General features: G+C 71.7%; 21 protein-coding genes. 11 read left to right on the plus strand and 10 right to left on the minus strand.

From position 1 onward, the window contains the following. Positions 1-24 precede the first annotated feature (24 nt). Positions 25-996 (minus strand): hypothetical protein, encoded by a 972-nt coding sequence (locus AB0I89_RS19140; protein ID WP_357128168.1) that lies wholly within the window; start codon positions 994-996, stop codon positions 25-27. An 85-nt stretch (positions 997-1,081) separates the two neighbouring features. Here AB0I89_RS19140 and AB0I89_RS19145 point away from each other — a divergent pair, with 85 nt between their 5' ends. The 4 genes from AB0I89_RS19145 to AB0I89_RS19160 all read left to right on the plus strand — a co-directional run bounded on the left by AB0I89_RS19145 (position 1,082) and on the right by AB0I89_RS19160 (position 5,696). After that, positions 1,082-1,966 (plus strand): hypothetical protein, encoded by an 885-nt coding sequence (locus tag AB0I89_RS19145; RefSeq protein ID WP_357128171.1) that lies wholly within the window; start codon positions 1,082-1,084, stop codon positions 1,964-1,966. After that, positions 1,963-2,691 carry a hypothetical protein gene (locus AB0I89_RS19150; RefSeq protein WP_357128174.1) on the plus strand — a complete coding sequence of 243 codons (729 nt, stop codon included), beginning with the start codon at positions 1,963-1,965 and terminating at the stop codon, positions 2,689-2,691. Before AB0I89_RS19145 ends, AB0I89_RS19150 begins: the two co-directional genes overlap by 4 nt. 150 nt (positions 2,692-2,841) lie before the next feature. Next, positions 2,842-4,140 (plus strand): aspartate aminotransferase family protein, encoded by a 1,299-nt coding sequence (locus AB0I89_RS19155; protein WP_357128176.1) that lies wholly within the window; start codon positions 2,842-2,844, stop codon positions 4,138-4,140. Between the two features lie 68 nt (positions 4,141-4,208). Then, on the plus strand, positions 4,209-5,696 hold the full coding sequence (locus AB0I89_RS19160; protein WP_357128580.1) for a CoA-acylating methylmalonate-semialdehyde dehydrogenase: 1,488 nt from the start codon (positions 4,209-4,211) through the stop codon (positions 5,694-5,696). Positions 5,697-6,232: 536 nt separating this feature from the next. Here AB0I89_RS19160 and AB0I89_RS19165 read toward each other — a convergent pair. Continuing rightward, the gene (locus AB0I89_RS19165) at positions 6,233-7,219 is read right to left on the minus strand and encodes a BadF/BadG/BcrA/BcrD ATPase family protein (RefSeq protein WP_357128179.1); all 987 of its coding nucleotides are present in this window, start codon (positions 7,217-7,219) and stop codon (positions 6,233-6,235) included. 205 nt (positions 7,220-7,424) lie between these two features. On the opposite strand from AB0I89_RS19165, the gene AB0I89_RS19170 reads away from it, so the two are divergent. Genes AB0I89_RS19170 through AB0I89_RS19190 form a run of 5 tightly spaced genes read left to right on the plus strand, consistent with a single transcriptional unit; the run spans position 7,425 to position 12,446 of the window. Continuing rightward, positions 7,425-8,378 (plus strand): MurR/RpiR family transcriptional regulator, encoded by a 954-nt coding sequence (locus AB0I89_RS19170; RefSeq protein WP_357128182.1) that lies wholly within the window; start codon positions 7,425-7,427, stop codon positions 8,376-8,378. Further along, complete coding sequence (locus AB0I89_RS19175) at positions 8,375-9,124, plus strand: SIS domain-containing protein (RefSeq protein WP_355052754.1); 750 nt, start codon at positions 8,375-8,377, stop codon at positions 9,122-9,124. Before AB0I89_RS19170 ends, AB0I89_RS19175 begins: the two co-directional genes overlap by 4 nt. 26 nt (positions 9,125-9,150) lie before the next feature. Continuing rightward, positions 9,151-10,590 carry an N-acetylglucosamine/diacetylchitobiose ABC transporter substrate-binding protein gene (gene ngcE / locus AB0I89_RS19180; protein ID WP_357128186.1) on the plus strand — a complete coding sequence of 480 codons (1,440 nt, stop codon included), beginning with the start codon at positions 9,151-9,153 and terminating at the stop codon, positions 10,588-10,590. An 18-nt stretch (positions 10,591-10,608) separates the two neighbouring features. Beyond that, positions 10,609-11,517: a sugar ABC transporter permease gene (locus AB0I89_RS19185; protein WP_357128190.1), complete on the plus strand. Its 909-nt coding sequence runs from the start codon at positions 10,609-10,611 to the stop codon at positions 11,515-11,517. Beyond that, complete coding sequence (locus tag AB0I89_RS19190; protein ID WP_357128193.1) at positions 11,517-12,446, plus strand: carbohydrate ABC transporter permease; 930 nt, start codon at positions 11,517-11,519, stop codon at positions 12,444-12,446. The genes AB0I89_RS19185 and AB0I89_RS19190 overlap by 1 nt, the downstream gene beginning before the upstream one ends. 6 nt (positions 12,447-12,452) lie before the next feature. Here AB0I89_RS19190 and AB0I89_RS19195 read toward each other — a convergent pair whose 3' ends face one another. Further along, positions 12,453-14,144, minus strand: coding sequence for an ABC transporter ATP-binding protein (locus AB0I89_RS19195; protein WP_357128583.1), 1,692 nt, complete (start codon positions 14,142-14,144; stop codon positions 12,453-12,455). Positions 14,145-14,194: 50 nt separating this feature from the next. Continuing rightward, a complete protein-coding gene (locus tag AB0I89_RS19200; RefSeq protein ID WP_357128586.1) occupies positions 14,195-15,919 on the minus strand; it encodes an ABC transporter ATP-binding protein in 1,725 nt (574 codons plus the stop codon). A 99-nt stretch (positions 15,920-16,018) separates the two neighbouring features. Here AB0I89_RS19200 and AB0I89_RS19205 point away from each other — a divergent pair, with 99 nt between their 5' ends. Together AB0I89_RS19205 and AB0I89_RS19210 are read left to right on the plus strand one after the other, a co-directional pair. Beyond that, the gene (locus AB0I89_RS19205; RefSeq protein WP_357128589.1) at positions 16,019-17,728 is read left to right on the plus strand and encodes a bifunctional 3'-5' exonuclease/DNA polymerase; all 1,710 of its coding nucleotides are present in this window, start codon (positions 16,019-16,021) and stop codon (positions 17,726-17,728) included. Positions 17,729-17,969: 241 nt separating this feature from the next. Then, on the plus strand, positions 17,970-18,563 hold the full coding sequence (locus AB0I89_RS19210; protein WP_357128592.1) for an NTP transferase domain-containing protein: 594 nt from the start codon (positions 17,970-17,972) through the stop codon (positions 18,561-18,563). Between the two features lie 6 nt (positions 18,564-18,569). On the opposite strand, the gene AB0I89_RS19215 is transcribed toward AB0I89_RS19210, so the two are convergent. The 6 genes from AB0I89_RS19215 to AB0I89_RS19240 all read right to left on the minus strand — a co-directional run bounded on the left by AB0I89_RS19215 (position 18,570) and on the right by AB0I89_RS19240 (position 26,533). Next, on the minus strand, positions 18,570-19,973 hold the full coding sequence (locus AB0I89_RS19215; protein WP_357128195.1) for a GH1 family beta-glucosidase: 1,404 nt from the start codon (positions 19,971-19,973) through the stop codon (positions 18,570-18,572). Then, positions 19,970-22,195 carry an alpha-xylosidase gene (gene yicI, locus AB0I89_RS19220; RefSeq protein ID WP_357128198.1) on the minus strand — a complete coding sequence of 742 codons (2,226 nt, stop codon included), beginning with the start codon at positions 22,193-22,195 and terminating at the stop codon, positions 19,970-19,972. The genes AB0I89_RS19215 and yicI overlap by 4 nt, the downstream gene beginning before the upstream one ends. Then, positions 22,192-23,079: a carbohydrate ABC transporter permease gene (locus AB0I89_RS19225; RefSeq protein WP_357128201.1), complete on the minus strand. Its 888-nt coding sequence runs from the start codon at positions 23,077-23,079 to the stop codon at positions 22,192-22,194. The genes yicI and AB0I89_RS19225 overlap by 4 nt, the downstream gene beginning before the upstream one ends. 1 nt (position 23,080) lies before the next feature. Beyond that, positions 23,081-24,049 carry a sugar ABC transporter permease gene (locus AB0I89_RS19230; RefSeq protein WP_357128204.1) on the minus strand — a complete coding sequence of 323 codons (969 nt, stop codon included), beginning with the start codon at positions 24,047-24,049 and terminating at the stop codon, positions 23,081-23,083. Between the two features lie 67 nt (positions 24,050-24,116). Next, a complete protein-coding gene (locus AB0I89_RS19235) occupies positions 24,117-25,421 on the minus strand; it encodes an extracellular solute-binding protein (protein WP_357128207.1) in 1,305 nt (434 codons plus the stop codon). An 86-nt stretch (positions 25,422-25,507) separates the two neighbouring features. Next, complete coding sequence (locus AB0I89_RS19240; protein ID WP_357128595.1) at positions 25,508-26,533, minus strand: LacI family DNA-binding transcriptional regulator; 1,026 nt, start codon at positions 26,531-26,533, stop codon at positions 25,508-25,510. Positions 26,534-26,887 lie beyond the last annotated feature (354 nt).

Here is a 26,887-nt window from a genome sequence, read left to right on the forward strand (position 1 = left end):
GGATGATGAGGCAGGTCGGTCGGGTCACCGCTGGGCGACCAGGCTCTCGTGCAGGGCGCGCATCGAGCGGATCGCCGAGCGGATCTCCTGGAGGTAGCGGCCCGGTGTGAGGGTCTGCTCGGGTAGCACCGCCACGTCGGCCACCGCCGGATCCACCCCGACCGTGTCGATGTCGCAGCCGTAGGGCAGGGCCAGGGTGCGCAGCGCGTCGCAGTGCTGGAACGGCACGTAGATGGGCGCGGTGACCGTCAGCACCTCGTCGCCCGGCGCGAGCCGGACGTGCCCGGCCCAGAACCGCTGGGTGTCGGCGGTGTGCGCCCGCCGCCGGTCCGGTTCGCTGGACGGCGCGGCCAGCACCCGTACCGGTGGCAGGCCTGCCGGCCGGTAGGTCCGCGACGACCAGGAGTGGTGGGGGTGGCCGGCGTCGACACCGGCCTGCTCCGCCGGTGCGGCCACCCCGAACACCCGCCGGACGGCGGTGTCCAGCACGTCGACCTCGGTCTCGTCGGCCGGCAGACCCGCGTCGGCGAGGGTGGCCCGTTCCCACTCGGACAGTGGGCGGAAGCTGCCCAGCACGGCGACCTCGCCCCGTACCGTCAGGCCGGCGCGCAGCAGGTGCGCCGCGTACCCGACGCGCCGCACGCAGGCGTGCGCCAGGCCGCCGAGCACGACCAGATGGGCGTACGCCGACCGGGCCGGCGGTACCGGGTGGACGAGCCCGAGCGCGGCGGCCGCGTCGAGGACCAGCGTCGCGGTGGCCGGATCGAGGTCCGGCTCGCGCGCGTCGGGTCGTTCCCGCCCGCCCCGGAAGTCCCAGTGGCGGGCGGAGAAGTCGTCCAGGAACCGCAGTACCTCGGCGAGGTCGCCGGTGGGCCAGTCGCCGCCGAAGTTCCGTACCAGGCCGCGCAGCGCGGTGGAGCAGACCCAGGCCTCGACGTCGGGCATGATCCGCTCGGCGGCCGAACCTGCCCAGGGGACCGTCTCCGCTTCCTGCACCTGCCGGATGCTACCGGCCGCCGCGGCGGCGTCCGCGGTTGTAGCCGCTGTTTACGCTGGCGGCAGCGGCTGAGGGGGGACTCCGATGACCCGTGACGGTGCGCGTCGGCGGGGATGGGGCGGCACCTCCGCGGGCGGTTTCCTCCGGCTGGTGGCGCACACCGACCCGGTGGCGTTGGTCGGCATCACACTGTCGATCAGCCTCAGCGTCCTGCTCGACCTCACCAACGCGGCCTCCGGGGTGGAGTCGCTGCTGGCCGGCCTGATGGGCATCACCATCTCGCTGCTGGTGGACTCGCTGGCCCGCGCGGAGCGCCGGTTTCACCTACGGACGTTGCTGGACGGCCCGCCGTGGCTCGTCCACACCACCACGGAGGTGGCCGCCGCGATGCGCGCGGCGGCCGAACAGCACGCGGGCACCCGGGTGGCGGTGGAGGCGCAGCGACGCTACGAGCAGTTCCGGCTGGAGGCCGAGCATCTCGCGCAGGGGCGGATCATCCGGCGCGGCGACGAGGACGAGGATCTGGTCGGCGCTACCCGCACCTGCGCGCACCGGCTGGACGCGTTGACGAACGTGATGCCCCGGGCGAGCGGGGAGCTGAGCTGGTGGCGTGGCGAGATCGGCCGCCGCTACTGGGAGGCGAACGTCGATGCCCTGCGACGCGGCGTCCGGATCACCCGGGTCTTCGTGTACGCCACGTTGACCGACGAGCTGTCCGACCTGGTCGGCCGGCAACGCGCGGCCGGGGCCCGGGTGGGCCTGCTGCCCTTCGGCGCGGTGGGTCCGCACCTCCTTGTCAACCTGACGCTCTGGGACTCCGTGAGCTGCTGGGAGGCCCGGATGACCGCCCACGGTGAGATCGGTGAGAACCAGTTCTCGGTCAACCGCACGGACGTCGAGCGTCTCACCCGCGTGTTCGACGCCTGCGTGGGCGCGGCGACCTTCGAGGACACGACGGCGACCCCATGACGTGGAGCGCGGTCCTGCTGGTGACGGCCGTCGTCTGGGCGGTCAGCGTGATCCGCTCGGTGCGGCTCCGCGCGTTGGTCTACAGCCTCCCGTTGCCGATGACGCTCGCCCTGGTCAGCACCCCCTACGGCGTGGACGGCGCGCAGGTGCTCGGTGTGCTGGGGCTGAACCTCTTCTTCGGCATCGTGGCGGTCACCTACCAGCGGCTGCGCTGGCCCATCCTGCTCGCCGACGGCGCGGGGATCGCCGCGTACGTGGCGTTGAGCGCCGGCCTGGTGGCCGTCCACATCCCGTTCGAGGCGGCCCTCGCCGGCACGGTCGCGCTCTGGCTGGCGGCCATGCTGCTGCGTCGCCGTCGCGCCCGCCCGCCCACCGTCGCCGCCGACGAGGCAGCCGCAGGAGGGCGTGCCGCCGGACTGCCGGCGCTGCTCAAGCTGGTGGTCATCCTCGTCGGGGCGATCCTCACCGCGTTGCTCGGCGCGGTGCTGCGGGGCATGGTGGTGACGTTCCCGTACTCGGGGGTGTTGGTCGCCGTCGAGGCCCGACACCAGTTGTCCGAGTTCAGCGGGCACTTCGCCCGCAACAGCCTCGCGCTCGTCGGCTTCCTCACCGCGTACCACTACGTCCAGGACGTCTCGTCGGCCGGCGCGCTGGGGGCGGGCTGGTTGGCCTTCGCGGTGGTCGCCACCGCCCTGCACCTGCCGCCGCGTCCGCGCGGGTCCTGAGCCGGGCACGGGCCAGCCCGGACAGTCGGCCGCGCGACGGCGGACGTACCTGTCAGGTCGTACCCGCTCTGCGCTACACCCTGCCAGTTGTCCGCGCTCGCCGCCGGTGGGAGCGTGCGGTATCCACGAACGCCGCTGAAGGGTGCCACGATGACCGACGACCTGCTGGCCCGGCACCGGGCCGTTCTCCCACCCTGGATGCCGCTGTACTACGCCGAGCCGATCGAGCTGGTCTCCGGCTCCGGCCGCCGGGTCACCGACGCGCAGGGCCGCAGCTACCTGGACTTCTTCGGCGGCGTGCTGACCAACATGCTCGGGTACGACATCCCGGAGATCCGGGAGGCCGTCGAGCGGCAGCTCGCCACCGGCATCGTGCACACCTCGACGCTCTACCTGATCCGTCAGCAGGTCGAGCTGGCCGAGAAGATCGCCCAGCGCTCCGGTATCCCGGACGCCCGGGTGTTCTTCACCAACTCGGGCACCGAGGCGAACGAGGCGGCGTTGCTGGTCGCCACCAATTACCGCCGCTCGCACCAGGTCCTGGCGGTGCGCAACAGCTACCACGGCCGGTCGTACGCGGCGATGGGCGTCACCGGCAACCGCACCTGGTCGGCCAGCGCGCTCAACCCGTTGCAGGTGGCCTGGCTGCACTCCGGTGACCGGGTACGCGGCCTGCTGGCCCGGTTGAGCGCCGACGAGCGCCTCGACGCGGCCGTGGAGGATCTGCGCGAGGTGCTGGCCACCCAGACGTCCGGCGACGTGGCCGCGTTGATCGCCGAGCCGATCCAGGGCGTGGGCGGGTTCGTGCACCCACCGGACGGGCTCTTCGCCGCCTGGAAGAAGGTCCTCGACGAGCACGGCATCCTGTTCATCGCCGACGAGGTGCAGACCGGCTGGGGGCGTACCGGGGAGCACTTCTGGGGCTACCAGGCCCACGGTGTGACCCCGGACCTGCTCACCTTCGCCAAGGGCATCGGCAACGGTTTCGCCCTGGCCGGGGTGGTCGGCCGGGCCGAGGTGCTCGAGGCGGTGCCGGGGATCAGCTTCTCCACCTTCGGCGGCAACCCGATCTCGACGGCGGCCGGCAACGCGGTGCTCGACTACCTGGTGGCGCACGACCTCCAGGCGAACGCGGCCCGCGTCGGCGCGATCCTCGCCGACGGCCTGCGGTCCGCCGTGGGCGGCCTCGACTGCGTCGCCGAGGTACGGGGAAAGGGGCTCATGCTCGGCGTCGAGTTCGTCCGGCCGGGCAGCGGCGAGCCGGATCCGGCGTTGACCAACCGGGTCTTCGAGGCGTGCCGCGACCGTGGTCTGCTCACCGGAAAGGGCGGGCTCTACGGCAACGTGCTGCGGATGGGTCCACCGTTGACGCTCACCGAGGACGAGGCCCGCGAGGGCCTGGCGATCCTGGTCGACGCGATCCGCTCGTCGGCGGAGGTGACGGCATGAGCACCGGCGGTCTGGGTGGCGTGAGCACGGGCGGTCTGGGTGGCGTGAGCACGGGCGGTCTGGGTGGCGTGAGCATCGGCCACTTCGTCGACGGCAAGCGGGTCGGCGGCACGTCCGAGCGACGGGGTGACGTCTTCGATCCGGCCACGGGTCGTCGTACCGCCGAGGTCGAGCTGGCCTCGACCGCGGACGTGGACGTCGCGGTGCGGGCCGCCGCCCAGGCGGCCCGCACCTGGCGCGACGCGTCGCTGGCCCGGCGGTCCGCCGTGCTGTTCGCCTTCCGGGAGTTGGTGCACGCCCGCCGGGACCGGCTCGCCGAGGTGATCACCGCCGAGCACGGCAAGGTGCTCGCCGACGCCGCCGGCGAGGTGCAGCGCGGCCTGGAGGTCATCGAGTACGCGTGCGGAATGCCCGCGGCGCTGCGCGGCGCGTTCAGCGAGAACGTGTCCACCGAGGTCGACTCGTACACGATCCGGCAGCCGGTCGGCGTGGTGGCGGTGATCTCGCCGTTCAACTTCCCGGTGATGGTGCCGCTGTGGTTCGTGCCGGTGGCGGTGGCCTGCGGGAACGCGGTGGTGCTCAAGCCGAGCGAGAAGGACCCGAGCGCGGCGCTGCTGCTGGCCGAGTGGTTCGCCGAGGCCGGCCTGCCGGACGGGGTGTTCAACGTGGTCAACGGTGACGCCGAGGCGGTCGACGCGCTGCTGGACCATCCCGAGGTGCGCGCGGTGTCGTTCGTCGGCTCCACCCCGATCGCCCGGCACGTCTACCAACGCGGCACCGCCGCCGGTAAGCGGGTGCAGGCGCTCGGTGGGGCCAAGAACCACCTGGTGGTGCTCCCCGACGCCGACCTGGACCTGGCGGCCGACGCGGCGGTCAACGCCGGGTTCGGCTCGGCGGGGGAGCGGTGCATGGCCATCTCCGTGCTGGTGGCAGTGGAGCCGGTCGCGGACGCCCTCGTGGAGCGGATCGCCGCCCGGATGGCCGGGCTGCGCACCGGTGACGGCCGGCGGGGCTGCGACATGGGGCCGCTGGTCAGCGCCGCGCACGCCGAGCGGGTGCGGTCCTATGTGGACGCGGGTGTGACCGCCGGGGCGGTACCGGTCGTCGACGGGCGGGAGGTGACGCCCGACGGCGACCCGGACGGCTTCTGGCTCGGCCCGACCCTTTTTGATCGGGTGACCCCGGACATGTCGATCTACACCGACGAGATCTTCGGGCCGGTGCTCAGCGTCGTACGGGTGGGCTCGTACGACGAGGCCGTGGCACTGGTCAACGCCAGCCCGTACGGCAACGGCACGGCGATCTTCACCAACGACGGCGGGGCGGCCCGCCGCTACCAGCACGAGGTGGAGGTCGGCATGGTCGGCATCAACGTGCCCATCCCGGTGCCCATGGCGTACCACTCGTTCGGCGGCTGGAAGTCGTCCCTCTTCGGCGACCTGCACGCCCACGGCGAGGACGGGGTGCGCTTCTTCACCCGGAGCAAGGTGGTCACCAGCCGGTGGCTGGACCCGCGCCACGGTGGCGTGAACCTCGGCTTCCCCACCCAAACCTGACCGATCCCGATCACCCACCCCCCTGCCCTTCCCCCCACCCCCACCCCCACCCACCGCCCGATCTCGGTGATCAAGAGGTTTGCGTCATGGAACGCGCTCCTGCTGACGCAAATCTCTTGATCACCAGGTTGGAGGCCAGGGGCCGGCCAGCCTCTGTCAAGATCCGCGCAACTACAGGGAAACTGCGGCCTCAGCGCGTCTTGAGGCAGCAGTTTCCCAGAAAGTGCGCGGATCTTGTGCGGCGCGGGCGGAGGGGGCGGGCGGAGGGGGCGGGCGTAGGGGTGAGCGCGTCGAGGCGCATCTGGAGGGTCGGTGATCGTGCTCGATCCTGGATGTAGTCCCCTCCTCGCGGTGTGAGGCCACTACATCCTGGTTCGAGCGCGATCAAGGGGGTGGGGCCGCGCGTGCGGGCACGGTCGCACAGCGGTGTGGCGGCGTGGCGGCGGGACGGCGTGTGCGGGCACGGTCGCGTAGCGGCGGGACGGTGTGGCGGCGGGGCCGCGCGTGCGGGCACGGCGGCGTGGCGGCGCGGGTGGTCAGGGGGTGGGGAAGAGGAGGGTGTGTAGGGCTGCCGGGTCGGTGACCTCGGGTAGGTCGCGGGCGGCGAGCCAGGCGGCTGCGGCCGCGCCGTCGCCGGCGGTACGCAGGGGCGCCGTCGGCCAGCGTCGACCGATCTCGGCGCGGACGGCGCTGGCGAGCGGGGTGTCCGCGATGAGCAGTCCACCGCCGAGCACGACCGGCGTCGTCGACTCCGCCGAGCGGATGCGGGTGACGCTCTCGGCCAGGTGGGCGGCGGCCTCGGCGATCAGGGCGGTGGCGACCGGCTCGCCGTCGGTCGCCGCGGTGACGACGAGCGGCGCCAGCCGGGCGAGGTCGATCGGCGGTCGTTGGGTGACCGCCTGGATCGTGGCGTCCACCGTGTCGCGGGGGCGGGGGGCCACGTCGGCGCTGCCCAGCAGTTCGGTGAGCACGGCCGCGCCCAGCCTACCCGGGGTGTGACCGGCGTCCAGGTCGGCGAGGAGTCGGCGGACCGCTTCGCGGCCGAGCCAGAAGCCCGATCCGGCGTCGCCGAGCAGCCAGCCGTGCCCGTCGGCGACCCGGTCGAGCCGCAGGTCAACGACCTGCGCGGTGATCGCGCCGGTGCCGGCGATGAGGATCGTCCCGTTGGGCTCGGCGGTGCCGGAGGCGTAGGCGACGAGGGCGTCGCCGTGCACGGCGTACGGGCAGCGCAGGCCGGCGTCGTGCCAGGCGGAGTCGAAGGCGGCGCGTCCGGCGGGGTCGGCGAGCAGACGGGGTGCGCCGGCCAGCCCGATGGTGCCGGCGGCCACCCGGGTCGGGTCGACGTCGGCGAGCGCGGCGCGCAGCGCGGTCAACACCTCGGCGGCGGCCCGTTCGGCGCCGTGGCTGGTGGGGTTGCCACCCCCGGCCTTGCCGGTGCCGAGGCGTTCGCCGGCGAGGGTCAGGGCGGTCGCCCGGGTGGACGTACCCCCGACGTCGAGACCGACCACGACGGTGTCGGACATCGGCACGGGCCTCCTTGCGCTGCGCGGTCACGGGCCTGTTCATGCTGGTCGGCACGGCCGTGGAGGGCAACTCCGGGAGGGCCCGGACGGCTGTGCGCCAGGTAACAGTTTGAAAACTTCGCCCACAGTCTTGACACGGAGGGCCGTTCAGTAAGAACTTTTACCACTAACAGTTAACAGTCTTTTCGGAAAGGTGAGGCGTCCCATGGTTGATCACGAGGTGGACACCGCCGCGGGGACCGCGGTGGTCGACGCCCACGCGATCGACCGAAGGAGCGCGGCCTCCGACGGGGTGCTGGCCCGGGTGCGCAACGGGCTCGGCGAGCTGACCGGCGCGCTACGCCGGGTCGCCGAGCACGTGCTCAGCGACCCCGAGGCCGCGGCGCGCTCGACCATCGTGGAGCTGGCCGAGCGCAGCGGCACCTCACCGGCCACCATCACCCGTTTCTGCCGGGCCATGGGCTTCGAGGGGTACGCCGACCTGCGCCTCGGGATCGCCGCCGAGACCGGGCGGGCCCGCTCGGCCGGCTGGACCGTCGACATCGGCCGCGAGATCCAGCCGAACGACCCCCTCGGTCGGGTCCTCGACCAGATCATGGCCGCCGACACCCGGGCCATGCACGACACCGCCGCGCTGCTCGACCTCGGCGAGGTGGAACGCGCCGCCGTGGCGATCGCCGGCGCCACCCGGGTGAACATCTTCGGGGCCAGCGGCAGCGCCCTGGTGGGCGAGGAGATGCAGTTCAGCCTGCACCGCATCGGGGTGGCCGCCTGGGCGTGGAGCGACGTGCACGAGGGGCTGGCCAGCGCCGCGCTGCTCGGCGTCGGCGACGTCGCGCTCGGCATCTCGCACACCGGCCAGACCCGGGAGACCATCGAGATGCTCGCCGAGGCGGGCAGCCGGGGCGCCACGACCCTCGCCCTGACCGGCTTCCCCCGCTCGCCGTTGGCCGAGCTAGCCGACATCGTGCTGCTCACGGCCAGCCAGGCGACCACCTTCCGGCCGGACGCGCTCTCCGCCCGCCACCCGCAACTGGTGGTGCTCGACCTGCTCTACATCGCCGTCGCACAGCGCACCCACGACCGCGCCCACGCGGCCTTCCGGCGTACCGCGCAGGCCGTCGACGGACACAAGGCCGCCAAGGGGGTCCTCTCATGATCAGTGCACAGGGGTACGCGGACGCGGTCCGGCCGGTGCTCGACCGCCTGCTCGACTCGGAGGCCGACGGGATCACCCGGGCCGCCGACCTGATCACCGACAGCCTGCGTGCCGGCGGCGTGCTCCAGGCGTTCGGGGCCGGGCACTCCGAGGCGTTCGCCGCCGAGCTGGTCGCGCGTGCCGGCGGGCTGGTCCCCACGAACCGGCTCTCGGTACGGGACCTGGTGGTGCACGGCGACGCCCCACGCGACGTGCTCGCCGACCCGAAGCTGGAACGTGATCCCTCCATCGCCCACCAGATCTACGCGCTCGCGGCGCCCCAGCCGCGCGACGTGTTCGTGGTGGCGTCCCAGTCCGGCATCAACGGCTCGGTGGTCGAGCTGGCGGCGCTGGTCACCGAGCGCGGTCACCCGTTGATCGCGGTCACCTCGGTCGAGCACACCGCGCGGGTGGCGCCACGGCACCCGTCCGGTCAACGGCTCGCCGACCTCGCCGACGTCGTGCTGGACAACGGCGCGCCGTACGGTGACGCACTGCTGCCGCTCGAGGGCGGCGGCGCGGTCTGTGCGGTCTCCTCGGTCACCACCGCGCTGCTGGCGCAGTTGCTGACCGCTGAGGTCGTACGACGGTTCCACCAGGCCGGAGAGGTGCCCCCTATCTACCTCTCCGCCAACGTCCCCGGTGGGGACGAGCACAACATCGCCCTCGAGTCGCGGTACGCCGGACGTCTCCGGCGTACCGCCTGACCCGAATTCCACAAGGAGAGACGACGATGTCGATTACCCCCGAGCACCCGGCCGCGCTCGACCGCCGCACGGTGCTGCGTCGCGCCGCCGCCGTGGGCATGCTCGCCACCCCGGCCATCGGCCTGCTCAGCGCCTGCGCGACGAGCAGCGGCGGTGACAAGGACAGTGAGAAGGCCGCCGAGGGCACCAAGAGCGAGAAGAACCCGCTGGGCGTCAAGGAAGACGCTCCCATCGAGGTGATCATCTTCAACGGCGGTTACGGCGAGAAGTACGCGACCGACGTGCACGAGCCGCTGTACAAGAAGGCGTTCCCCAAGGCGGAGATCAAGCACCAGTCCACGCAGGCCGTCTCCACGGTGCTCCAGCCGCGGTTCGCGTCCGGCAACCCGCCGGAGTTCGTCAACAACTCGGGCGAGAAGCTGATCGACTTCGGCTCGCTGGTCGCCGACGGTCAGCTCCAGGACCTCACCGAGCTGTGGGACGCCCCGTCGGTCGACGACCCGGCCAAGAAGGTCCGCGACACCGTGGTGCCGGGCACCGTCGAGGCGGGCTCGTTCAACGGTAAGCCGTACGTGCTCTACTACGTCTCCACCGTCTTCGGCATCTGGTACTCGGCCAAGCTGTTCAAGGACAACGGCTGGGCCCCGGCGAAGACCTGGGACGACTTCATCAAGCTGCTCACCGCCATCAAGGCCAAGGGCATCACGCCGTACGGGTACGCGGGCGCGAACGCGGCCTACTACCAGTGGAACGTGATCCTCACCCAGGCCGCCAAGATTGGCGGCACCGACGTGCTGAAGAACATCGACAACCTGGAGGACGGCGCCTGGAAGCAGGACGCGGTCAAGCAGGCGGCCACGGCGTGGGCCGAGGTCGGGGCGAAGTTCAGTGACAAGAGCTTCGAAGGGCTCAAGCACACCGACGTGCAGCTGCGGCAGAACCAGTACAAGGTGGCCCTGTACCCCAGCGGTGACTGGCTGGAGGGCGAGCAGAAGAAGGACACCCCAGCCGGCTTCGACTACCAGCTCATGCCGGTGCCGAGCCTCACCGCGTCGGACAAGCTGCCGGCCACCGCGCTGCGGGCGACCGCGGGCGAGGGCTACTTCGTCTCGGCCAAGAGCAAGAACCCCAAGGGCGGTCTGGAGTACATGCGCCAGATGCTGTCCAAGGAGGGCGCGAAGGGCTTCACCGAGGTGGTCAAGGCCCCGACCGTGGTCACCGCCGGTTCGGAGGGCTTCGCCTTCCCGCCCGGTGTGGCCAGCTCGCAGGCCGCTCTCAAGGCGGCCGGTCAGGACGTGTTCAACCTGTACTTCGACGGCTGGTACAAGGAGCTCGACACGGAGGCGCGCAGCGCCACCAACGAGCTGATGTTCGGCCGGATCAACGCGGACGCCTTCGTGGAGCGGATCCAGAAGCGCGCCGACGCGATCAAGAAGGACAGCTCGGTCGCCAAGTTCAAGCGCTGATCGATCGGAGCTAGGGTCATGCGGCACGGCAAGTATCCCTTCGTGGTCGGGTTCCTGTTCCTCCCGGTCACGCTGTACGTGACATTCGTGATCTGGCCGTACGCGCAGGCGTTCCAGATCTCGATGACCAACTGGCGAGGGCTCTCCGCCCCGCAGTGGGTGGGCTTCGACAACTACCGGAGGCTGCTCGACGACGGCGCCTTCTGGAAGGCGGTCCAGCACCACGGCGTACTGCTGCTTGCCCTGCCGCTGATCACGATCGCCATCGCGCTGTTCTTCGCCTTCCTGCTCAACGTGGGTGGCAAGAGCAGCGGCGGTCAACGCCAGGGGGTCTGGGGGGCGAAGTTCTACCGGGTGGTGTTCTTCTTCCCCCAGGTCCTGGCGGTGGCGATCATCGCGGTGCTGTTCCAGATGGTCTACCGGCCGAACGAGTCCGGTCTGATCAACGGTGTGCTGATGAAGTTCGGCCTGGAGCCGATCCTCTTCCTCATCAAGCCGAACCTGGCGCTCTGGTCGATCATCGCGGTGCTGGTCTGGCAGGCCGTCGGCTTCTACGTGGTGCTCTTCTCGGCCGGGATGGCCTCCATCCCGGGCGAGATCTACGAGGCCGCGGAGATGGACGGGGCGACGAAGGTGACGCTGTTCTTCCGGGTCACCCTGCCGCTGCTCTGGGACACGCTCCAGGTCGCGTGGGTCTACCTGGGCATCGCGGCGTTCGACGCGTTCGCCATCGTGGCCGTGCTCTCGGTGGACGGCGGTGGCCCGGACGGCGCCACCACCGTCCTGGCCATGGAGATCTACCGCAACGCGTTCGTCTACTCGAAGTACGGCTACGCCTCCGCGATGGGCGTGGCGCTGTTCTTCCTCACCCTCACGTTCGCGGCGCTGACGCTGCGGCTCACCAAGCGGGAAAGCGTGGAGTACTGATGAACCCGCAGTCGACGCTGCCGCCGACGCCGGCGGCGCTACCGCCGAAGACCGGCGATCCGTCCGCGACCGGCGGCCGGCGGGGCAGGGGCCCCCGTTCGGAGGTACGGCTCTTCGCCAGCCTCGGGCACATCGCGCTCGCCGTGTGGGCGGTGATCGTGATCGTCCCGATCCTGTGGACGTTCCTCGCCGCGTTCAAGAACACCAGCGAGATCTTCAGCAGCCCGTGGACCCTGCCGGCCGAGCTGCGCTGGGAGAACTTCGGCCGGGCGTGGACCAAGGCGAACGTCGGCCGGTACTTCCTCAACAGCGTCTTCGTGGTCGCGTGCAGCACCTTCGGCACCATGCTGCTCGGCTCGATGGCCGCGTACGTGCTGGCCCGTTACAAGTTCTGGGGCAACCGGGCGATCTACTACCTGTTCGTCTCGGGGCTGGCGTTCCCGGTGTTCCTGGCCCTGGTGCCGCTCTTCTTCGTGGTCAAGCAGCTCGGCATGCTGGACACCTACCAGGGCGTCATCCTGGTCTACATCGCCTACTCGCTGCCGTTCACGATCTTCTTCCTGGCCGCGTTCTTCAAGACGCTGCCGACTTCGGTCGCCGAGGCGGGGATGATCGACGGCGCGGGGCACACCCGGCTGTTCTTCCAGGTCATGATGCCGATGGCGAAGCCGGGCCTGATCAGCGTGGCGATCTTCAACATCATCGGCCAGTGGGCGCAGTACCAGCTTCCGTTGGTGCTGCTCTCCAACGCCAAGGACAAGTGGGTGCTCACCCAGGGCATCGCCGACATCTCGGTCAACGCCGGCTACGAGGCCGACTGGTCCGGGCTGTTCGCCGCGCTGACCATCGCCATCCTCCCGATGATCATCGTGTACGCGGTGTTCCAGCGGCAGATCCAGGCGGGGCTCACCTCCGGCGCGGTCAAGTAACTCCGGTCACCGCGCGTCGGCGCGGGCGTGCCACGAGCGCCAGAGCGCCGCGTACGCCCCGCCGGCCGCCACCAGGTCGTCGTGGCTACCGATCTCGGTGATCCGGCCGTCCGCCAGGACGGCCACCCGGTCGGCGTCGTGCGCGGTGTTCAGCCGGTGCGCGATGGCGATGACCGTCCGCCCGACGAGCACCGCCGCGAGGGCCCGCTCGGTCCGCCGGGCGGTGCTCGGGTCGAGGGCCGCGGTCGCCTCGTCCAGGATCAGCGTGTGCGGGTCGGCGAGCACCAACCGGGCCAGCGCCACCTGCTGGGCCTCGGCCGCGCCGAGCTGCCGGGCGCCGTCGCCGAGCGCCGTGTCCAGACCGTCGGGCAGCGCGTCGAACCAGTCGGCGCCCACCGTGGCGAGCGCGGCGCGCATCTGGTCGTCGGTGGCGTCCGGGGCGGCGAACGCGAGGTTGTCGCGGACCGAGCCGATGAAGACGTGGTGCTCCTGGGTGACCAGGGCGATCCGCCGTCGTCGTTCGGCCGGGTCCAGGTCGGTGACCGGGCAACCGCCGATGCTGACGACGCCCTGCCGGGGAGCGTCGATCCCGGCGAGCAGCCGGGCCAGCGTCGACTTGCCCGCGCCCGACGGGCCGACGATCGCCAGCCGTTCGCCGGGCCGCACCTCCAGGTCGATGCCGTGCAGCACGTCGTGGCCGTCGGCGTACGAGAACCGCGCCTCGGTCACGACGAGCCGCTCGCCCCGCGACGTGGCCGTGCCGCCGGGCGGCTCGGGCGGGACCAGCCCGACCCCGAGCACCCGGGCGTACGACGCGAACCCACGTTGCGCCTGCTCGGTCCACTGCAACAAGCGGTCCATCGGGTCGATGGCCTGTTGCAGGTAGAGCGCGGCGGCGACCACCGATCCGAGGGACACCAGGTCGGCGGAGAGCAGATAGCCGCCGACCAGGAGCACCAGGGCGATCGGCAGGGGATAGCTGGCCTCGACCACCGAGAAGAACACCGTACGCAGGGCGAGCGTCGCCCGGCGGGCCTGCCACACGCGGGCGACGCGGGCGGTGCCGTACCGGACGCGGTCGTCGGCCAGCCGCAGCGCCTCGACCGTGCGGGCGCCCTCGGCGGTCGTGGTCAACGCCTCGGTCAGCTCGGCCGCCTCCGCGCCCTCGGTGAGGTACGCGGAGCTGGCCCGCCGCAGGTACCACCGGGTCGCCGCCACGATCGACGGCAGCCCGGCCAGCGCCGCGAGCCCGAGCAGGGGGTGCAGCAGGAACACCGCGCCGAACAGCAACGTCAACTGCACCGAGGCGATGACGATGGTGGGCGCCACGTCCCGGACCGTGGTGCCGACGGTCGCCACGTCCACCGAACTGCGGGTCGCCAGGTCCCCGGCGCCGGCCCGCTCCACGACCGACACGGGCAGCGCGAGCGTCCGGTCGACGAACTGTTCGCGCAGCTCGGCGACGGCGCGTTCGCCGAAGCGGTGACCGGCGTACTGGGCGTACCGGGCGAGCAGCGCGCTCACCACGACGCAGCCGGCGATCGCCAGGGCCAGCCGGTCCACCGTCGCCACGCCCGCGCCGGCCGTGACCCGGTCGACGATGGTGCCCAGCAGCCACGGCGGGGCCAGCCCGGCGAGCGCGGCGGCGCTGTGCAGCGCCAGCACGACGCCGACCGCCCGGCGATGTCTGCTGATCATGTCCCGCAGGGCGTGGCGTACGGTGCCGCGGTCGGCGACCGGCAGGCGGCTCACTGGTACGCCTCCTCGGCGTCGGAGTGCTGCTCGTCATCGCTGCCCCGGGCCACCAGGTGCCGGTAACCGGGGACGTATTCGAGCAGGCCGTCGTGGGTGCCGGTGGCGGTGATCCCGCCCCCGGTCAGGTACGCGACCTCGTCGGCGCGGCCGAGCAGCAGGGGCGACGTGGCGAGCACAACGGTGGTCAGCCCGGCCCGCGCGGTCCGGAGCCGCTCGGCGATCCGGGCCTCGGTGTGCGCGTCCACGGCCGAGGTGGGGTCCACGAGGATCAGCACCTCCGGCTCGGCGAGCAGCGCCCGGGCCAGCCGTACCCGTTGGCGTTGACCGCCGGACAGCGTCCTGGCGCGGGGGTCCAGCGGGGTGTCCAGCCCGGCCGGCAGGGCGTCGACGATGTCGTCGGCCGACGCGGTCCGCAGGGCGGCGCGGATCTCGGCGTCGTCGGCGCCCGAACTCAGCACGTCGCGCAGCGTGCCGGCGAAGAGGTACGAGTCGTGGTCGGCGACCAGGATCCGGGCCCGGACCTCGTCGAGGGCGACTGCGGTCAGCGGTACGCCGCCCCAGGTGACGTCGCTGGTCACGTACCGGCCGAGCCGGTCGGCCAGCGCCACGGCGTCGGCCGGGTCGTCGGCGGCCACCGCGGTCAGCTGGCCGGCGCGTACCCTGAGCCCGGTCGACGGGTCGTGCAGGTTGGCGGGACCGGTCGGCGCGGGGACGGCGTGCGGGTCGCGGGCGCCGGGGACCCCGGCCGGCCACCGGCGGCCCGGCCCACCGACGTCGTCCGGGGCGAGCCGGAGCAGGCCGGCGATCCGTCGGGCGGCGACCCGACCCCGGATGAGCTGGTGACTGCCCTCCAGCAGGAACCAGACCGGCACGATCAGCGTCGCCACGTAGCCGTAGACGGCGACCAGCTCGCCGACCGTGACGTCGCCGGTGACGGCCATCCGCGCGGTCAGCCACACCACCGCCGCCAGGAAGAGGCCGGGGATGGCGACCGTCGCCGCGTCGATCCAACTGATCACCGCTCCGACGCGGTAGCCCTCGGCCCGCAGGGCCTGCGATCGGGCCGCGTACCGGCGGGCGAAGAGGTCCCGGCCACCCACCCCGGCGAGCACCCGGAGCCCGGCCACGATGTCGCCGGACCGGGCGGTCAGCGCGCCCTGCTGCCCGCGGTAGACCGACTCCGCCCGTTCGAGCCGGCGCAGCAGCGGCCCGACGACGAGCGCGACCGCCGGCACGCCCACCAGCACACAGAGCGCCAGCAGCGGGGAGATTGACCAGAGCACCACGGCGATGACCCCGTACGCGACGACCGCCCCGACCCCGGGGCCGGTCAGCGTCAGCACCTGCGCCGACCACTCGATGTCGGACCCGCCGACGGTGGCCACCTCACCGGCGGCGGAGCGGCGCGGCAGCGCCGCGCCGACCCGGGACAGGTGCCGCAACAGCACCTCGGCGGAGCGGGCCTTGGCGTCCTCCCGGATGAAGGTCATCGTGCGGTGCCGCATGATCCCCAGGTACGACAACCCCACACCCGCCACGACGATCGCCGCGACCCACAGGACCAGGGCAGGGGTGTCGCGGTCGCGCAGCCCGTCGTCGACGGCCCGGGCGATCAGGTAGGGCCGGACCGACAGCCCGACCATCCAGGCCGTGCCGAGCAGGCTGCCGCGCAGCACCCGGCCGGGCTGGCGACGCACCAGCCACCACAGGTACCGCATCGGACCACGGGTGTCGGGGGTGCCAGGGTCGGGGTGCGGGATCTGGACGGGCACTCGGTAACGCTACCGAGCGGCGGGCCGACCCACCGACCCGTTTTCCTGTCGGAGGGTGCAGGCAGAATCACATTCGTGCTGGTGGCGGTGGTGGCAGATGAGCAGGGCGGGGGAGAGCTGTGCCCGCTCGACGCCGCCGGCCGCCCCGCCGGCCCGACCGAGACCGTCACCGACCTCGCGTCCGCGGTGGCCGCCCGGGAGGCGGTCGCGCGCCCGCGTTGGGTCTGGGCGAGCGCGGGCACGATCTACCCGGCGCTGCTACGGGCCGGGGTGCGGGTCGAGCGGTGCCACGACGTGGAGTTGACCGAGGCGTTGCTGCTCGGGCACGCCGGTCGGTGGGGCGAGCCCCGCGCGCTGGCCGCCGCCTGGGCCCGCCTGACCGGCGGGCCGGTGCCGGCCGACCCGCCGCCGCGTGCCGCCGCGCCGCCCGGGCACGGCCAGGGCGCGCTCTTCGACACGCTGCCGGGCCCGCCGGGCCCGGGCCTTGAGGCACTGACCCAGGTGTACGCCGATCAGCTCGCCCGGGTCTTGCGGACCGAGCACCCCGGCCGGTTCCGGTTGCTGGTGGCCGCCGAGTCGGCTGGCGCCCTGATCGCTGCCGAGATGGGTGCCGCCGGGCTGCCCTGGCGTGCGGACGTGCACGACGAGATCCTCGCCGAGCTGCTGGGTGAGCCGTCCCCGGTCGGCGGGCCGCCGCGCCGGTTGGCCGAGTTGGCGGCCCGGATCGCCGACGCGTTCGGCGTCCGGCGGCTGCACGCCGACTCTCCGGCCGAGTTGCTCCGGGCGTTCGCCCGGGCCGGCGTGGAGCTGCCCAACACCCGGGCCTGGGTGCTGCGCGGCGTGGACCATCCGGCGGTGCCGTTGGTCCTGGAATACAAGGAGCTGTACCGGATCTGGACGGCGCACGGCTGGTCCTGGCGTGAGCAGTGGGTTCGCGACGGGCGGTTCCAGCCGGAGTACGTGCCGGGCGGGGTCGTCTCCGGCCGCTGGGCGACCCGTGGCGGTGGCGCGTTGCAGATCCCCAAGGTGATCCGTCGGGCGGTGGTGGCCGACCCGGGCTGGCGGCTGGTGGTGGCCGATGCCGGCCAGTTGGAGCCCCGCGTCCTGGCCGCGGTCTCCGGGGACGGGCGGTTGGCGGCGGCGGGTGGGGCCGGTGACCTCTATGCCGCGCTGGCGCGGGAGTCGTTCGGCGGTGACCGTCCCCGGGCCAAGGTGGCGTTGCTGGGCGCCATGTACGGGCAGACCGGCGGGGCGGCGGTGCCCGCGTTGGCGGTGCTGAGAAACAGCTATCCGACCGCGTTCGGCTACGTGGAGGCGGCGGCGCGTACCGGCGAGGCGGGCGGCCTGGTGCGGTCCTGGTTGGGTCGGACGTGCCCGCCGGGTGGCGTGGGGCCCGCCGACCCGGACGAGGGGCCGATCGACCCGGACGCCGCCGCTGACCGGCAGAGCCCGCGTGCGCGTGCCGCGCGGTCCCGGGGTCGGTTCACCCGCAACTTCGTCATCCAGGCCACCGCCGCGGAGTGGGCCTCCACGCTGCTGGCCACCCTGCGCGCCGAATTGGCCGGCACCGACGCCGAGCTGGTCTTCTTTCAGCACGACGAGGTGGTGGCGCACTGTCCCGCCGAGCAGGCCGAGGCGGTGGCGGCGGCGGTGAGCCGGGCGGGCGAGCGGGCCACCGCGCTGCTGTTCGGCGAGACTCCGGTGCGCTTCCCGCTCGACCTGTCCATCGTCGACTGCTACGCGGACGCCGCTTGACGCGGCCCCTGGCGCTGATGATCGACTCCAGATCGGCGACCTGGGGGTTTCCCGGCGTCGGGATGCCGCCACCTCGGCGATCGGGAGTGGATCACCCGTCCGTTGCGTAACGGTTGCACTATTTTCCCTTTTCGCCCCGCCACCCGTGCGCGGCTCTCCTCGTTGCAGTGTCCGTAGGAGGGGCCGGCCGGTCACGGTCGGTCCCGTGCTTGAGGGGGCCCAGCTGAACCGGATCGCAGGAATGATCATCGCCGCAGGTGGTGGACGCCGTATCGGCGGTCCCGAGGCGCTGCTGCACCAGGGCGAGAAGCCACTGGTCAACCAGATGATCGACACGATGACCGAGGCGGGCTGCGAGCAGATCGTGATCGTGCTGGGCGCCGCAGCCGACCAGGTCCGGGAGACCGCCGACCTGGGCAGGGCCACCGTGGTGGTCAACAAGGCGTGGGGCACCGGGGTCGGCTCGTCCATCCGCGCCGGCCTGGCCGCGATGGACGACGCGGGCATCGAGGCGGTGGTGGTGGTGCCGGTCGACATGCCGGGCCTGACCGCGGCGGCCGTACGCCGGGTGGCCGCGCTGCCGTACCCGGACGTGCTGGTCTGCGCCACCTACGACGGGCTGCGCGGCTACCCGATGCTGTTCGGCCGCCGACACTGGTCCGGCATCGCCACCCTGGCCAGCGCCGACGTGGGCGCGCGGCCGTACCTGCTGGCGCACAAGGACCAGATCGTCGACATCGCCTGCGACTCGGTGGCCGACGGCAGCCGGGTCGACAGCCCGGAGTTGATGGAGCTCTACGGCCTCACCGTCCCGCCGCAGCGCGTCGGCGTGTAGCGGGCGCTAGGGCTGGTCCAGATTGCCGGTCGCGGCGAGGCGTCGGTACCAGTGCGCGCTGTCCTTCCAGGTGCGCTCCTGGGTGTCGTAGTCGACCCGGATGATCCCGAAGCGGCGGTCGTAGCCGTAACCCCACTCGAAGTTGTCCAGCAACGACCAGACGAAGTAGCCGCGCACGTCGGCGCCCTGCGCGCGGGCCTCGGCCATCGCGCCGATGTGCCGACGCAGGTAGTCGATCCGCAGGTCGTCGTGGATCCGTCCGTCGGCAGCCACCTCGTCGTCGAACGCCGCCCCGTTCTCGGTGATCATCAAGGGCTGGCCGGGATGTTCGCGCTGGAGCCGCAGCAGCAGCTCGGTCAGCGCCGGCGGGTCGATGTTCCACCCCATCGCCGTGTACGGGCCGGGCTGCGGCAGGAAGTCGACGTCGTCGGCGCCCACCCACGGCGAGTGCGCCGACGCGCCGTGACCGTCGGCGTCCGAGCGGGCCGAGTGCCCGTCCCAGGCGCGGACCAGGGTGCTGGAGTAGTAGTTGACGCCCAGCACATCCAGCGGCACGGCGGCCACCTTCTCGTCGCCGTGGCGGACGAAGGACCAGTCCGTGACGCCGGCCGTGTCGGCCAGCAGGTCGGCCGGGTACGCCCCGTTCAGCATCGGCCCGAGGAACGCCCGGTTGGCCAGCGCGTCGATGCGGCGGGCCGCGTCGACGTCCGCCGCCGCGTCCGAAGCCGGGCGGATGACGTGCAGGTTCAGCGTCACCGACAACTCGGCGGCCGGCGCCGTCTCCCGGACCACGCGACCCGCCAGGCCGTGCGCGAGGTTCAGGTGGTGCACGGCCGCCAGCGCCGCCGCCGGCTCGGTCCGACCCGGCGCGTGCACGCCGGAGCCGTAACCCAGGTACGCCGAGCACCACGGCTCGTTGAGTGTCGTCCAGGTGTGCACCCGGTCGCCGAGCGCGGCGACGATCCCCGCCGCGTACTCCTCGAAGCGCAGCGCCGTGTCCCGTACCGGCCACCCGCCGGCGTCCTCCAGCTCCTGCGGCAGGTCCCAGTGGTACATGGTCGCCACCGGGCGGATGCCGCGCTCCAACAGGCCGTCGACGAGCCGGGAGTAGAAGTCCACGCCGGCCTGGTTGAACCGGCCGGAGCCGCCCGGCCGCACCCGGGGCCAGGAGATCGAGAAGCGGTACGCCCCCAGGCCCAGCTCGGCGATGTGGTCGAGGTCCTGCGGCCAGCGGTGGTAGTGGTCGGCGGCCACGTCACCGGTGTCGCCGTTCAGCGTCCGCCCCGGGGTGCGGCTGTAGGTGTCCCAGATGGACGGGCCCCGGCCGTCCTCGCTGGCCGCGCCCTCGATCTGGTAGGCCGCCGTGGCCGAACCCCACAGGAAACTCTCCGGAAAGGCATGTGCCGTCACTGTCCTGCCACCTCCGAGTGGTACGCCGACGATTCACCCGCCACCAGGTCCGCCCTGGCCACGCCGTCGCGGAAACTTACCTCGAACTCCGCGCCGGCCCCCTGACCGGGCGACGGAATCCGTACCCGCCGCCGCTGCCCCTCGGCCGGAGCGTAGAGGCACAGGCGGACACCGTCCGCCCAGTCGTAGTCGGGCCGGTCGGAGCGCGCGCCGAACGCGATGACCGCGCCCGGCCGGGCGAGCACCGGCAGGCTGTCGAACTCGTGCTTCTCGGTCACCCAGGCCGGACCGGTGAGCTGGGCGCCGGTCAGCAGGTGCGTCCAGGTCCCGGCCGGGACGTAGAAGGTGACCTGACCGTCGGCGCTGAGCACCGGCGCGACCAGCAGGTCGGAGCCGAGCATGTACTGCCGGTCCAGGTACGCGGCGGCCGGATCGTCCGGGAACTCCACGATCATCGGGCGCATCATGGGGATTCCGTCGCGGTGCGCCTCCTCGGCCGCCGCCGCCAGGTACGGCATCAGGCTGAGCTTGAGCCGGGTGAAGTGCCGCAGCACGTCGACGGCCTCCTCGTCGTACGCCCACGGGACGCGGTACGAGCCGGAGCCGTGCAGCCGGGAGTGCGACGAGAGCAGACCGAAGGCGATCCACCGCTTGAACACGGCCGGGTCGGGGGTGCCCTCGAAGCCGCCGATGTCGTGGCTCCAGTAGCCGAAGCCGGACGCCGCCAGGGACAGCCCGCCGCGCAGCGACTCCGCCATCGCGACGAACGTCGCCTCGCAGTCCCCACCCCAGTGCACCGGGAACTGCTGCCCGCCCGTCGTGGCCGAGCGGGCGAACACCACCGCCTCGCCCTCGCCGCGCTCGGTCTCCAGCAGCTCGAAGACGGCCTTGTTGTAGAGGTAGGAGTAGTAGTTGTGCATCCGCTGCGGGTCGGAGCCGTCGTGCCACACCACGTCGGTGGGGATGCGCTCACCGAAGTCGGTCTTGAAGCAGTCGACGCCCATGTCCAGCAGGACCTTGAGCTTGCCGGTGAACCAGGCGACCGCGTCCGGGTTGGTGAAGTCGACGAGCGCCATCCCGGCCTGCCACTTGTCCCACTGCCAGACCGAGCCGTCCGGGTTGCGGACCAGGTAGCCGGCCCGGCGGCCCTCCTCGAAGAGGTACGAGCGCTGCGCGATGTACGGGTTGATCCAGACGCACACCTTCAGGTCGCGTTCGTGCAGGCGGCGCAGCATCCCCTCCGGATCGGGGAAGGTCGCCGGGTCCCAGACGAAGTCGACCCAGTGGAACTGGCGCATCCAGAAGCAGTCGAAGTGGAACACCGACAGCGGCAGGTCCCGCTCGACCATCCCGTCGACGAACTCGGTCACGGTCTTCTCGTCGTACGACGTGGTGAACGACGTCGACAGCCACAGCCCGTACGACCAGGCGGGCACCCGGGCCGGTCGGCCGGTCAGCGCCGTGTACCGGCGCAGCACGTCCTTCGGGGTGGGCCCGTCGATGACGTAGTAGGTGAGCGACTGGCCCTCGACGCTGAACTGGTTCTGCGCCACGACCTCGGAGCCGACCTCGAACGACACGTGCTCCGGGTGGTCCACGAAGACCCCGTAGCCGGCGCTGCTCAGATAGAACGGCACGTTCTTGTACGCCTGCTCGCTGGCGGTGCCACCGTCGGCGTTCCAGATGTCGACGGTCTGGCCGTTCTTCACGAACGGGCCGAAGCGCTCGCCCAGCCCGTACACCGTTTCGCCGACGCCGAGGGCGAGCCGCTCGTGCACGTGCCGCCGGCCCTGGCCGTCGGTGACGATCCCGACGCTGCGCGCGGTGGACGCGGTGAGCAACCGGTCGCCGTGCCGGAACTGGACCCGCCAGCCGTCGACCAGCGCGACCCGCGCGGTCAGTTCGCCGGTGGTCAGCGACGCGGTGATGCCGGTGATGTCGACGGTGACCGGCTGGCCGCTGTCGGCGGTCAACTCGAAGTGCGGCTCGCGGGGGAGCCCGCCGCTGTGGTGACCGATGGTCACCCCGATGACGCCCGGCGCGGGAGAGAAGAACCGGACGGTGACGACGGGCCGGTTCAGGGTGTCGCCCCGACCGGTGATCTGACCGGCCGGCGCGAAGACGGTGAAGCCGCTCTGGTCCGGCTCGACCGATTCCACCGCGCCGGGGCGGAGCACGCTGACCCCCGGGCGCAGTTGCCAGTACCCGTCGGTGAACTTCACTTCTCGGCTCCTGCCGTGATGCCGCGCGCCAGAGTGCGCTGGAAGATGAGGAAGAAGAGGATGGCCGGCACCAGGCTGATCAGCGCGCCGGCGTTCGTCGTCGGGGCGTCCATCAGACGGTCGCCCTGCAACGAGGCGAGCGCGACCGGAATGGTCTGCGTCTGGTTGCCGATCAGCATGACCAGCGGGATGAGGAACTCGTTCCAGGTCCAGATGAAGAAGAAGATGAGGAGTACGGCCAGGGTGGGTCGCAGGTTGGGGAAGACCACCCGCCACAGCACCGTCCACTTGCCCGCGCCGTCCAGCGCGGCGGCCTCCAGCAGCGAGCGCGGGAAGGTGCCCAGGACCGAGGCCAGCAGGTACGTGCCGAAGGCGCTCTGGATCACGGTGAAGATGATGATCACCGCGAGCCGGGTGTTGTAGAGGCCGACCTCCTTCGCCACGTAGTACAGCGGGTAGATCAGCGCCTCCTGCGGCAGCATGTTGGCCAACAGGAACAGCCCGACGATCCACAGTCGGCCACGGACCCGACCAATGCCGAGGGCGTACGCGTTCAGCAGGGACACGAGGACGCCGAGCACCGCCACGGAACCGGCGATGAGCGCCGAGTTCCACAGCTTGAGCGGGAAGTCGACCTCGTTCCAGTACGTCCGCAGGCCCTTCGTGTAGAACTCGCTGGGCCAGCTCAGCGGCCCGGCCGACGAATAGTCACCGGGCGACTTGAACGCGTTGAGCAGCATGAACGCGAACGGCACCAGCATGACGAGCGCGCCGACGGTGACCAGGGCGAGCACGACCCAGCGGCCGACGCCACGGTGGTGCCGGTCGCGGGCGTGCCGGTGGACCGGCGTCGGGGCCGGGGCCGGGGTGAGCGTCACGGCCATGTCAGAACCCCCGGTCCCGGCGCTCGGTGCGCGCCTGCCACCAGATGAAAACCCCGGCCACCACGACGATGATCAGTGTGAGCACCGTGGAGATCGCCGAGCCGTAGCCGACCTGGAGCTTCTTGAAGAAGGTGTAGTAGGCGAAGTAGGACGGCACGTTCGTGGCGTTCTCCGGGCCACCCCGGGTGAGCGCGAAGATCGGCCCGAACACCTTCAACGCCGCGATGGTGCAGGTCAGGGCCACCACGAAGGTCTCCGGCCGGATCTGCGGCAGGGTGATCGCCCGGAACCGGTGCAGCCAGTTCGCGCCGTCGACCTCGGCCGCCTCGTACAGCTCCGGGTCCACCCGCTGCAACGCGGCCATGAACACGACCACCGGGTAGCCGATCTGCACCCAGATCATCACCGCCATCACGGCCGGCAGCGCCGTGTCCGGGTCGCCGAGCCAGTCGTGGCGCAGCGCGCCGAGGCCGACCGCGTCGAGCAGGCTGTTGAACGCGCCGTCGGGGCGCAGGATCCAGCCCCACACGATGCCGGCGACCACCACCGGCAGCACCTGCGGGAGGTAGAAGGCGGCCCGCAGGCCGGCGGCCGTACGCGGCTGGAACCGGCGGCCGATGACGTCGAAGAGCACCGAGGCGAGCAGCAGCCCGAGTAGGGTCGGCACCACCACCATCGCGACGATCATCGCCACGGTGTTGCGGAACGAGGCCCAGAACACCTCGTCGTCCAGCAGCCGCTGGTAGTTGTCGAACCCCACGAAGGTGGGGTCGCCGATGCCCGACCACTTGGTCAGCGACAGGTAACCGGTGCCGACCAGCGGCGCGCCGATCACCAGGAGGAACAGCGCCGCCCCGGGGATCAGATAGAGCCAGTACGCGGCGTCACGGCCGCGAGGTCGGCGGCGGGGCGTCGGCGGGGTGGGTGTCGCCGTCGGTGTGGTGGCGGCGACGGTCTCGGAGACTGCCATGGAAGATCCTTCCCGGCGGGGCGGGCGGGCGCTCCGGTTGTGCCGGTCACGCCCGCCGCTCGCCGTGTCACTTGCCGGTGATCTCCTTGACGCCATCGGCGTACGGCTTGGCGATCGTGTCGAGCACCTGGTCCGGGGACTTCGACCCGTTGATCAGGCCCTGGAAGCCGCCGACCAGCACGTCGTAGTAGCCGGGCACCGGCCAGTCCGGGTAGAAGGCCAGACCGTCCTGCTTGCTGACCGTGTTGAAGTCCTCGATCAGCTTGCGGTCCTTCGGGTCGCTGATCTTCGAGGCGTCGGCGGCGATCGGAACGCCACCGTTGTTGCCGATCAGATCCTGGATCTCCGGGCGCAGGGTGATGTCGATGAAGTCGTACGCCAAGCTCTTGGCCTTGCTGTTCGACGGAACCACCCAGATGTTGCCCGACGACCCGGCGTTGAGGGTGTTGCCGGGGAAGAGGAACGTGTCCCAGTTGGCCTTCATCTCGGTCTTGAACCGGCCGTACCACCAGCTACCCGAGACGATCATGGGGGTCTTGCCGGCGATGAACGCGGTGCCCATGTCCTCGGCCTTGAGGCTCGCCGAGTTCTTGGCGACGTAGCCCTTGCGCACCCACTCGGCGAACGTGTCCGCGCCGTACTTGAGCGGGTCGGCCTTGAAGTCGACCGGATTCTTGTAGAGCTGGTAGTTGTCGACGAACTGCCGGTCGGCCTTGGAGAGCGCCAACTGGTAGAAGAGCTGCCCGGCCGGGTACTCCGCGCCGGCCATGCCCAGCGGGGTGATCTTCTTGCTGACGAAGGTGTCCATCGCGGCGGTCATCTCGGCCAGCGTGGTCGGCACCTTGACGCCGTTGCGGTCGAACAGGTCCTTGTTGTAGTAGACCGTGACGTACTCGCCGTAGTTCGGCACGCCGAACCAGTTGCCCGACCCCATCACGCCCTTGTCGCTGTACCGCGCGGTGGTCTGCAGACTGGGGCTGAGCTTGCCGGCCCAGCCACGCTTGTCGGCCTCGGCGCTCAGATCGGTGAGCAGACCCTGCGACGACAGCAGGCCGGCCGTCGCGTTGCCCTTGTTGTATTCCATGATGTCCGGGCCCTCGGACGAGTTGATGATCATCCCGGCGTTCTGCTGGATCTGCTCGAACGCCTTGCGCTCGAAGCGCACCTCGACGCCCGGGTGCTCGGCCTTGAAGATCTCGATCGCCTTGTTCCAGCCGACCCCCATCGCGCTGTTCTCGCTCTCGTAGTGCCAGAGCTTGAGGGTCTTGGCCCCGCTGTCGTCCTCGCTCTCGCCGCCGCCGCAGGCGGCCACGGTGGTCGTCGCGGTCGCCGCCAGGGCGATCGCCGCGACGATCCGGCGAAATCGCTGCATTGCTATCCTCCTCGTTGAGTATCGAGCCCGGTATCTCACTGGGCCCGTCGTCGCGTTGCCGCGCGGCGGCGGGCCGTTTTTACTGGTCAGCCCCCATGGGGTCGCTCCGGTCGTGGTGCCGCGGTCGATCCCCGCACCTCCAGCGAGCACGGCAGCAGTTGCTGGTGGCGCTCGTCGCCGGGGCCGTCCAGGTGGCGTACCAGCGCCTCGATCGCGATCCGGCCCAGGGTCGATCCGGGCGAGGTCATCGCGGTCAACGCCGGGGTGGCCAACTCGGCGACCTGCGGCGAGGTGACCATGGAGACCACCGACACGTCGTCCGGCACCGACAGTCCGCGCCCGGTCAGCTCACCGAGGATGCCGAAGAGCGCCGTCTCGTTCATCGCCAGCAGGGCGGTCAGCTCCGGGGCCCGGGTGAGCGCGGCGGCCAGGGCCGCCCGCCCGCCGGCGGCGCTGTCCTCGGCCGGGATCATGATCGGTTCCAGGCCGTGGCCGGTCATGGCCGTGACAAACGCGTCCCGGGTACGCAACGCCGGGCCGTAACCGCTGGCCAGCGTCGCCGCCGAGTGGTTGACGTAGACGATCCGGCGGTGCCCCAGGCCGACCAGGTGCGCGACGGCCTCCCGCACGGTCTGGTCGAAGTCGATGTCGACGAAGGACAACCCGGTGGCGTCGCCGGTACGCCCGATCAGCACCAGCGGCACTCCCGCCTCCTGGAGCACCGTGACCCGCTCGTCGGCGAGCTGCACCTCCATCAGCACAACGCCGTCGAGCATCCGCTGACTGGCCAGCCGTCGCAGGTCGTCGAGGTCGCCACCGCCGACCGGCGAGAGCACGAGGTGGTAGCCGACCGCGCTGGCCGCGGCGGCGGCACCGGTGACGAACGCGGTCTCGGTGGCGCCCAGACCACGCTCGTCCATCGGCATCAGCAGACCCAGGATGCGGCTGCGCCGGCTGGCCAACCCCCGAGCCATGGCGTTGGGCTGGTAGTCCAGCTCAGCCATCGCCGCGAGCACCTTGGCGCGAGTGGCCTGGGAGATCGGCCGAGCGCCGGTGAGCACGTACGACACGGTGCTGACCGAGACCTGCGCAAGGCGGGCGACGTCGTGCATCGTGGCCACCGCCCACCTCCTCCGGCCCGGAGTGGAACCGCTTCGGGATGATCGTCGAAGCGTTTCGACGAAACGTTTCGACAGACGCTAGGTCACGTGTTACGGCACCGTCAATAGCCGATGTCGAAAAGGAGTCGGCGAGCTGGCACCGGCGATCCGCAGATGCCCGCCAGGGCACGGCTGCGCTGTGTGGAGCACGTGTCTGGGCGCGCCTCGGCGTGCCGGGGCAGCAACTTCACTGATGTTGCTGTCTCCGGCGAGGCTGAGGCAGCAACTTCGGTGATGTTGTGAGGATCTTGGGCGCGGGGCGCGGGGCGCGGGGCGCGGGGCGCGGGGCGCGAGGCGCGAGGCGCG

Origin of the sequence: Micromonospora sp. NPDC049801, assembly GCF_040656575.1 — a bacterium.
GTDB lineage: Bacteria > Actinomycetota > Actinomycetes > Mycobacteriales > Micromonosporaceae > Micromonospora.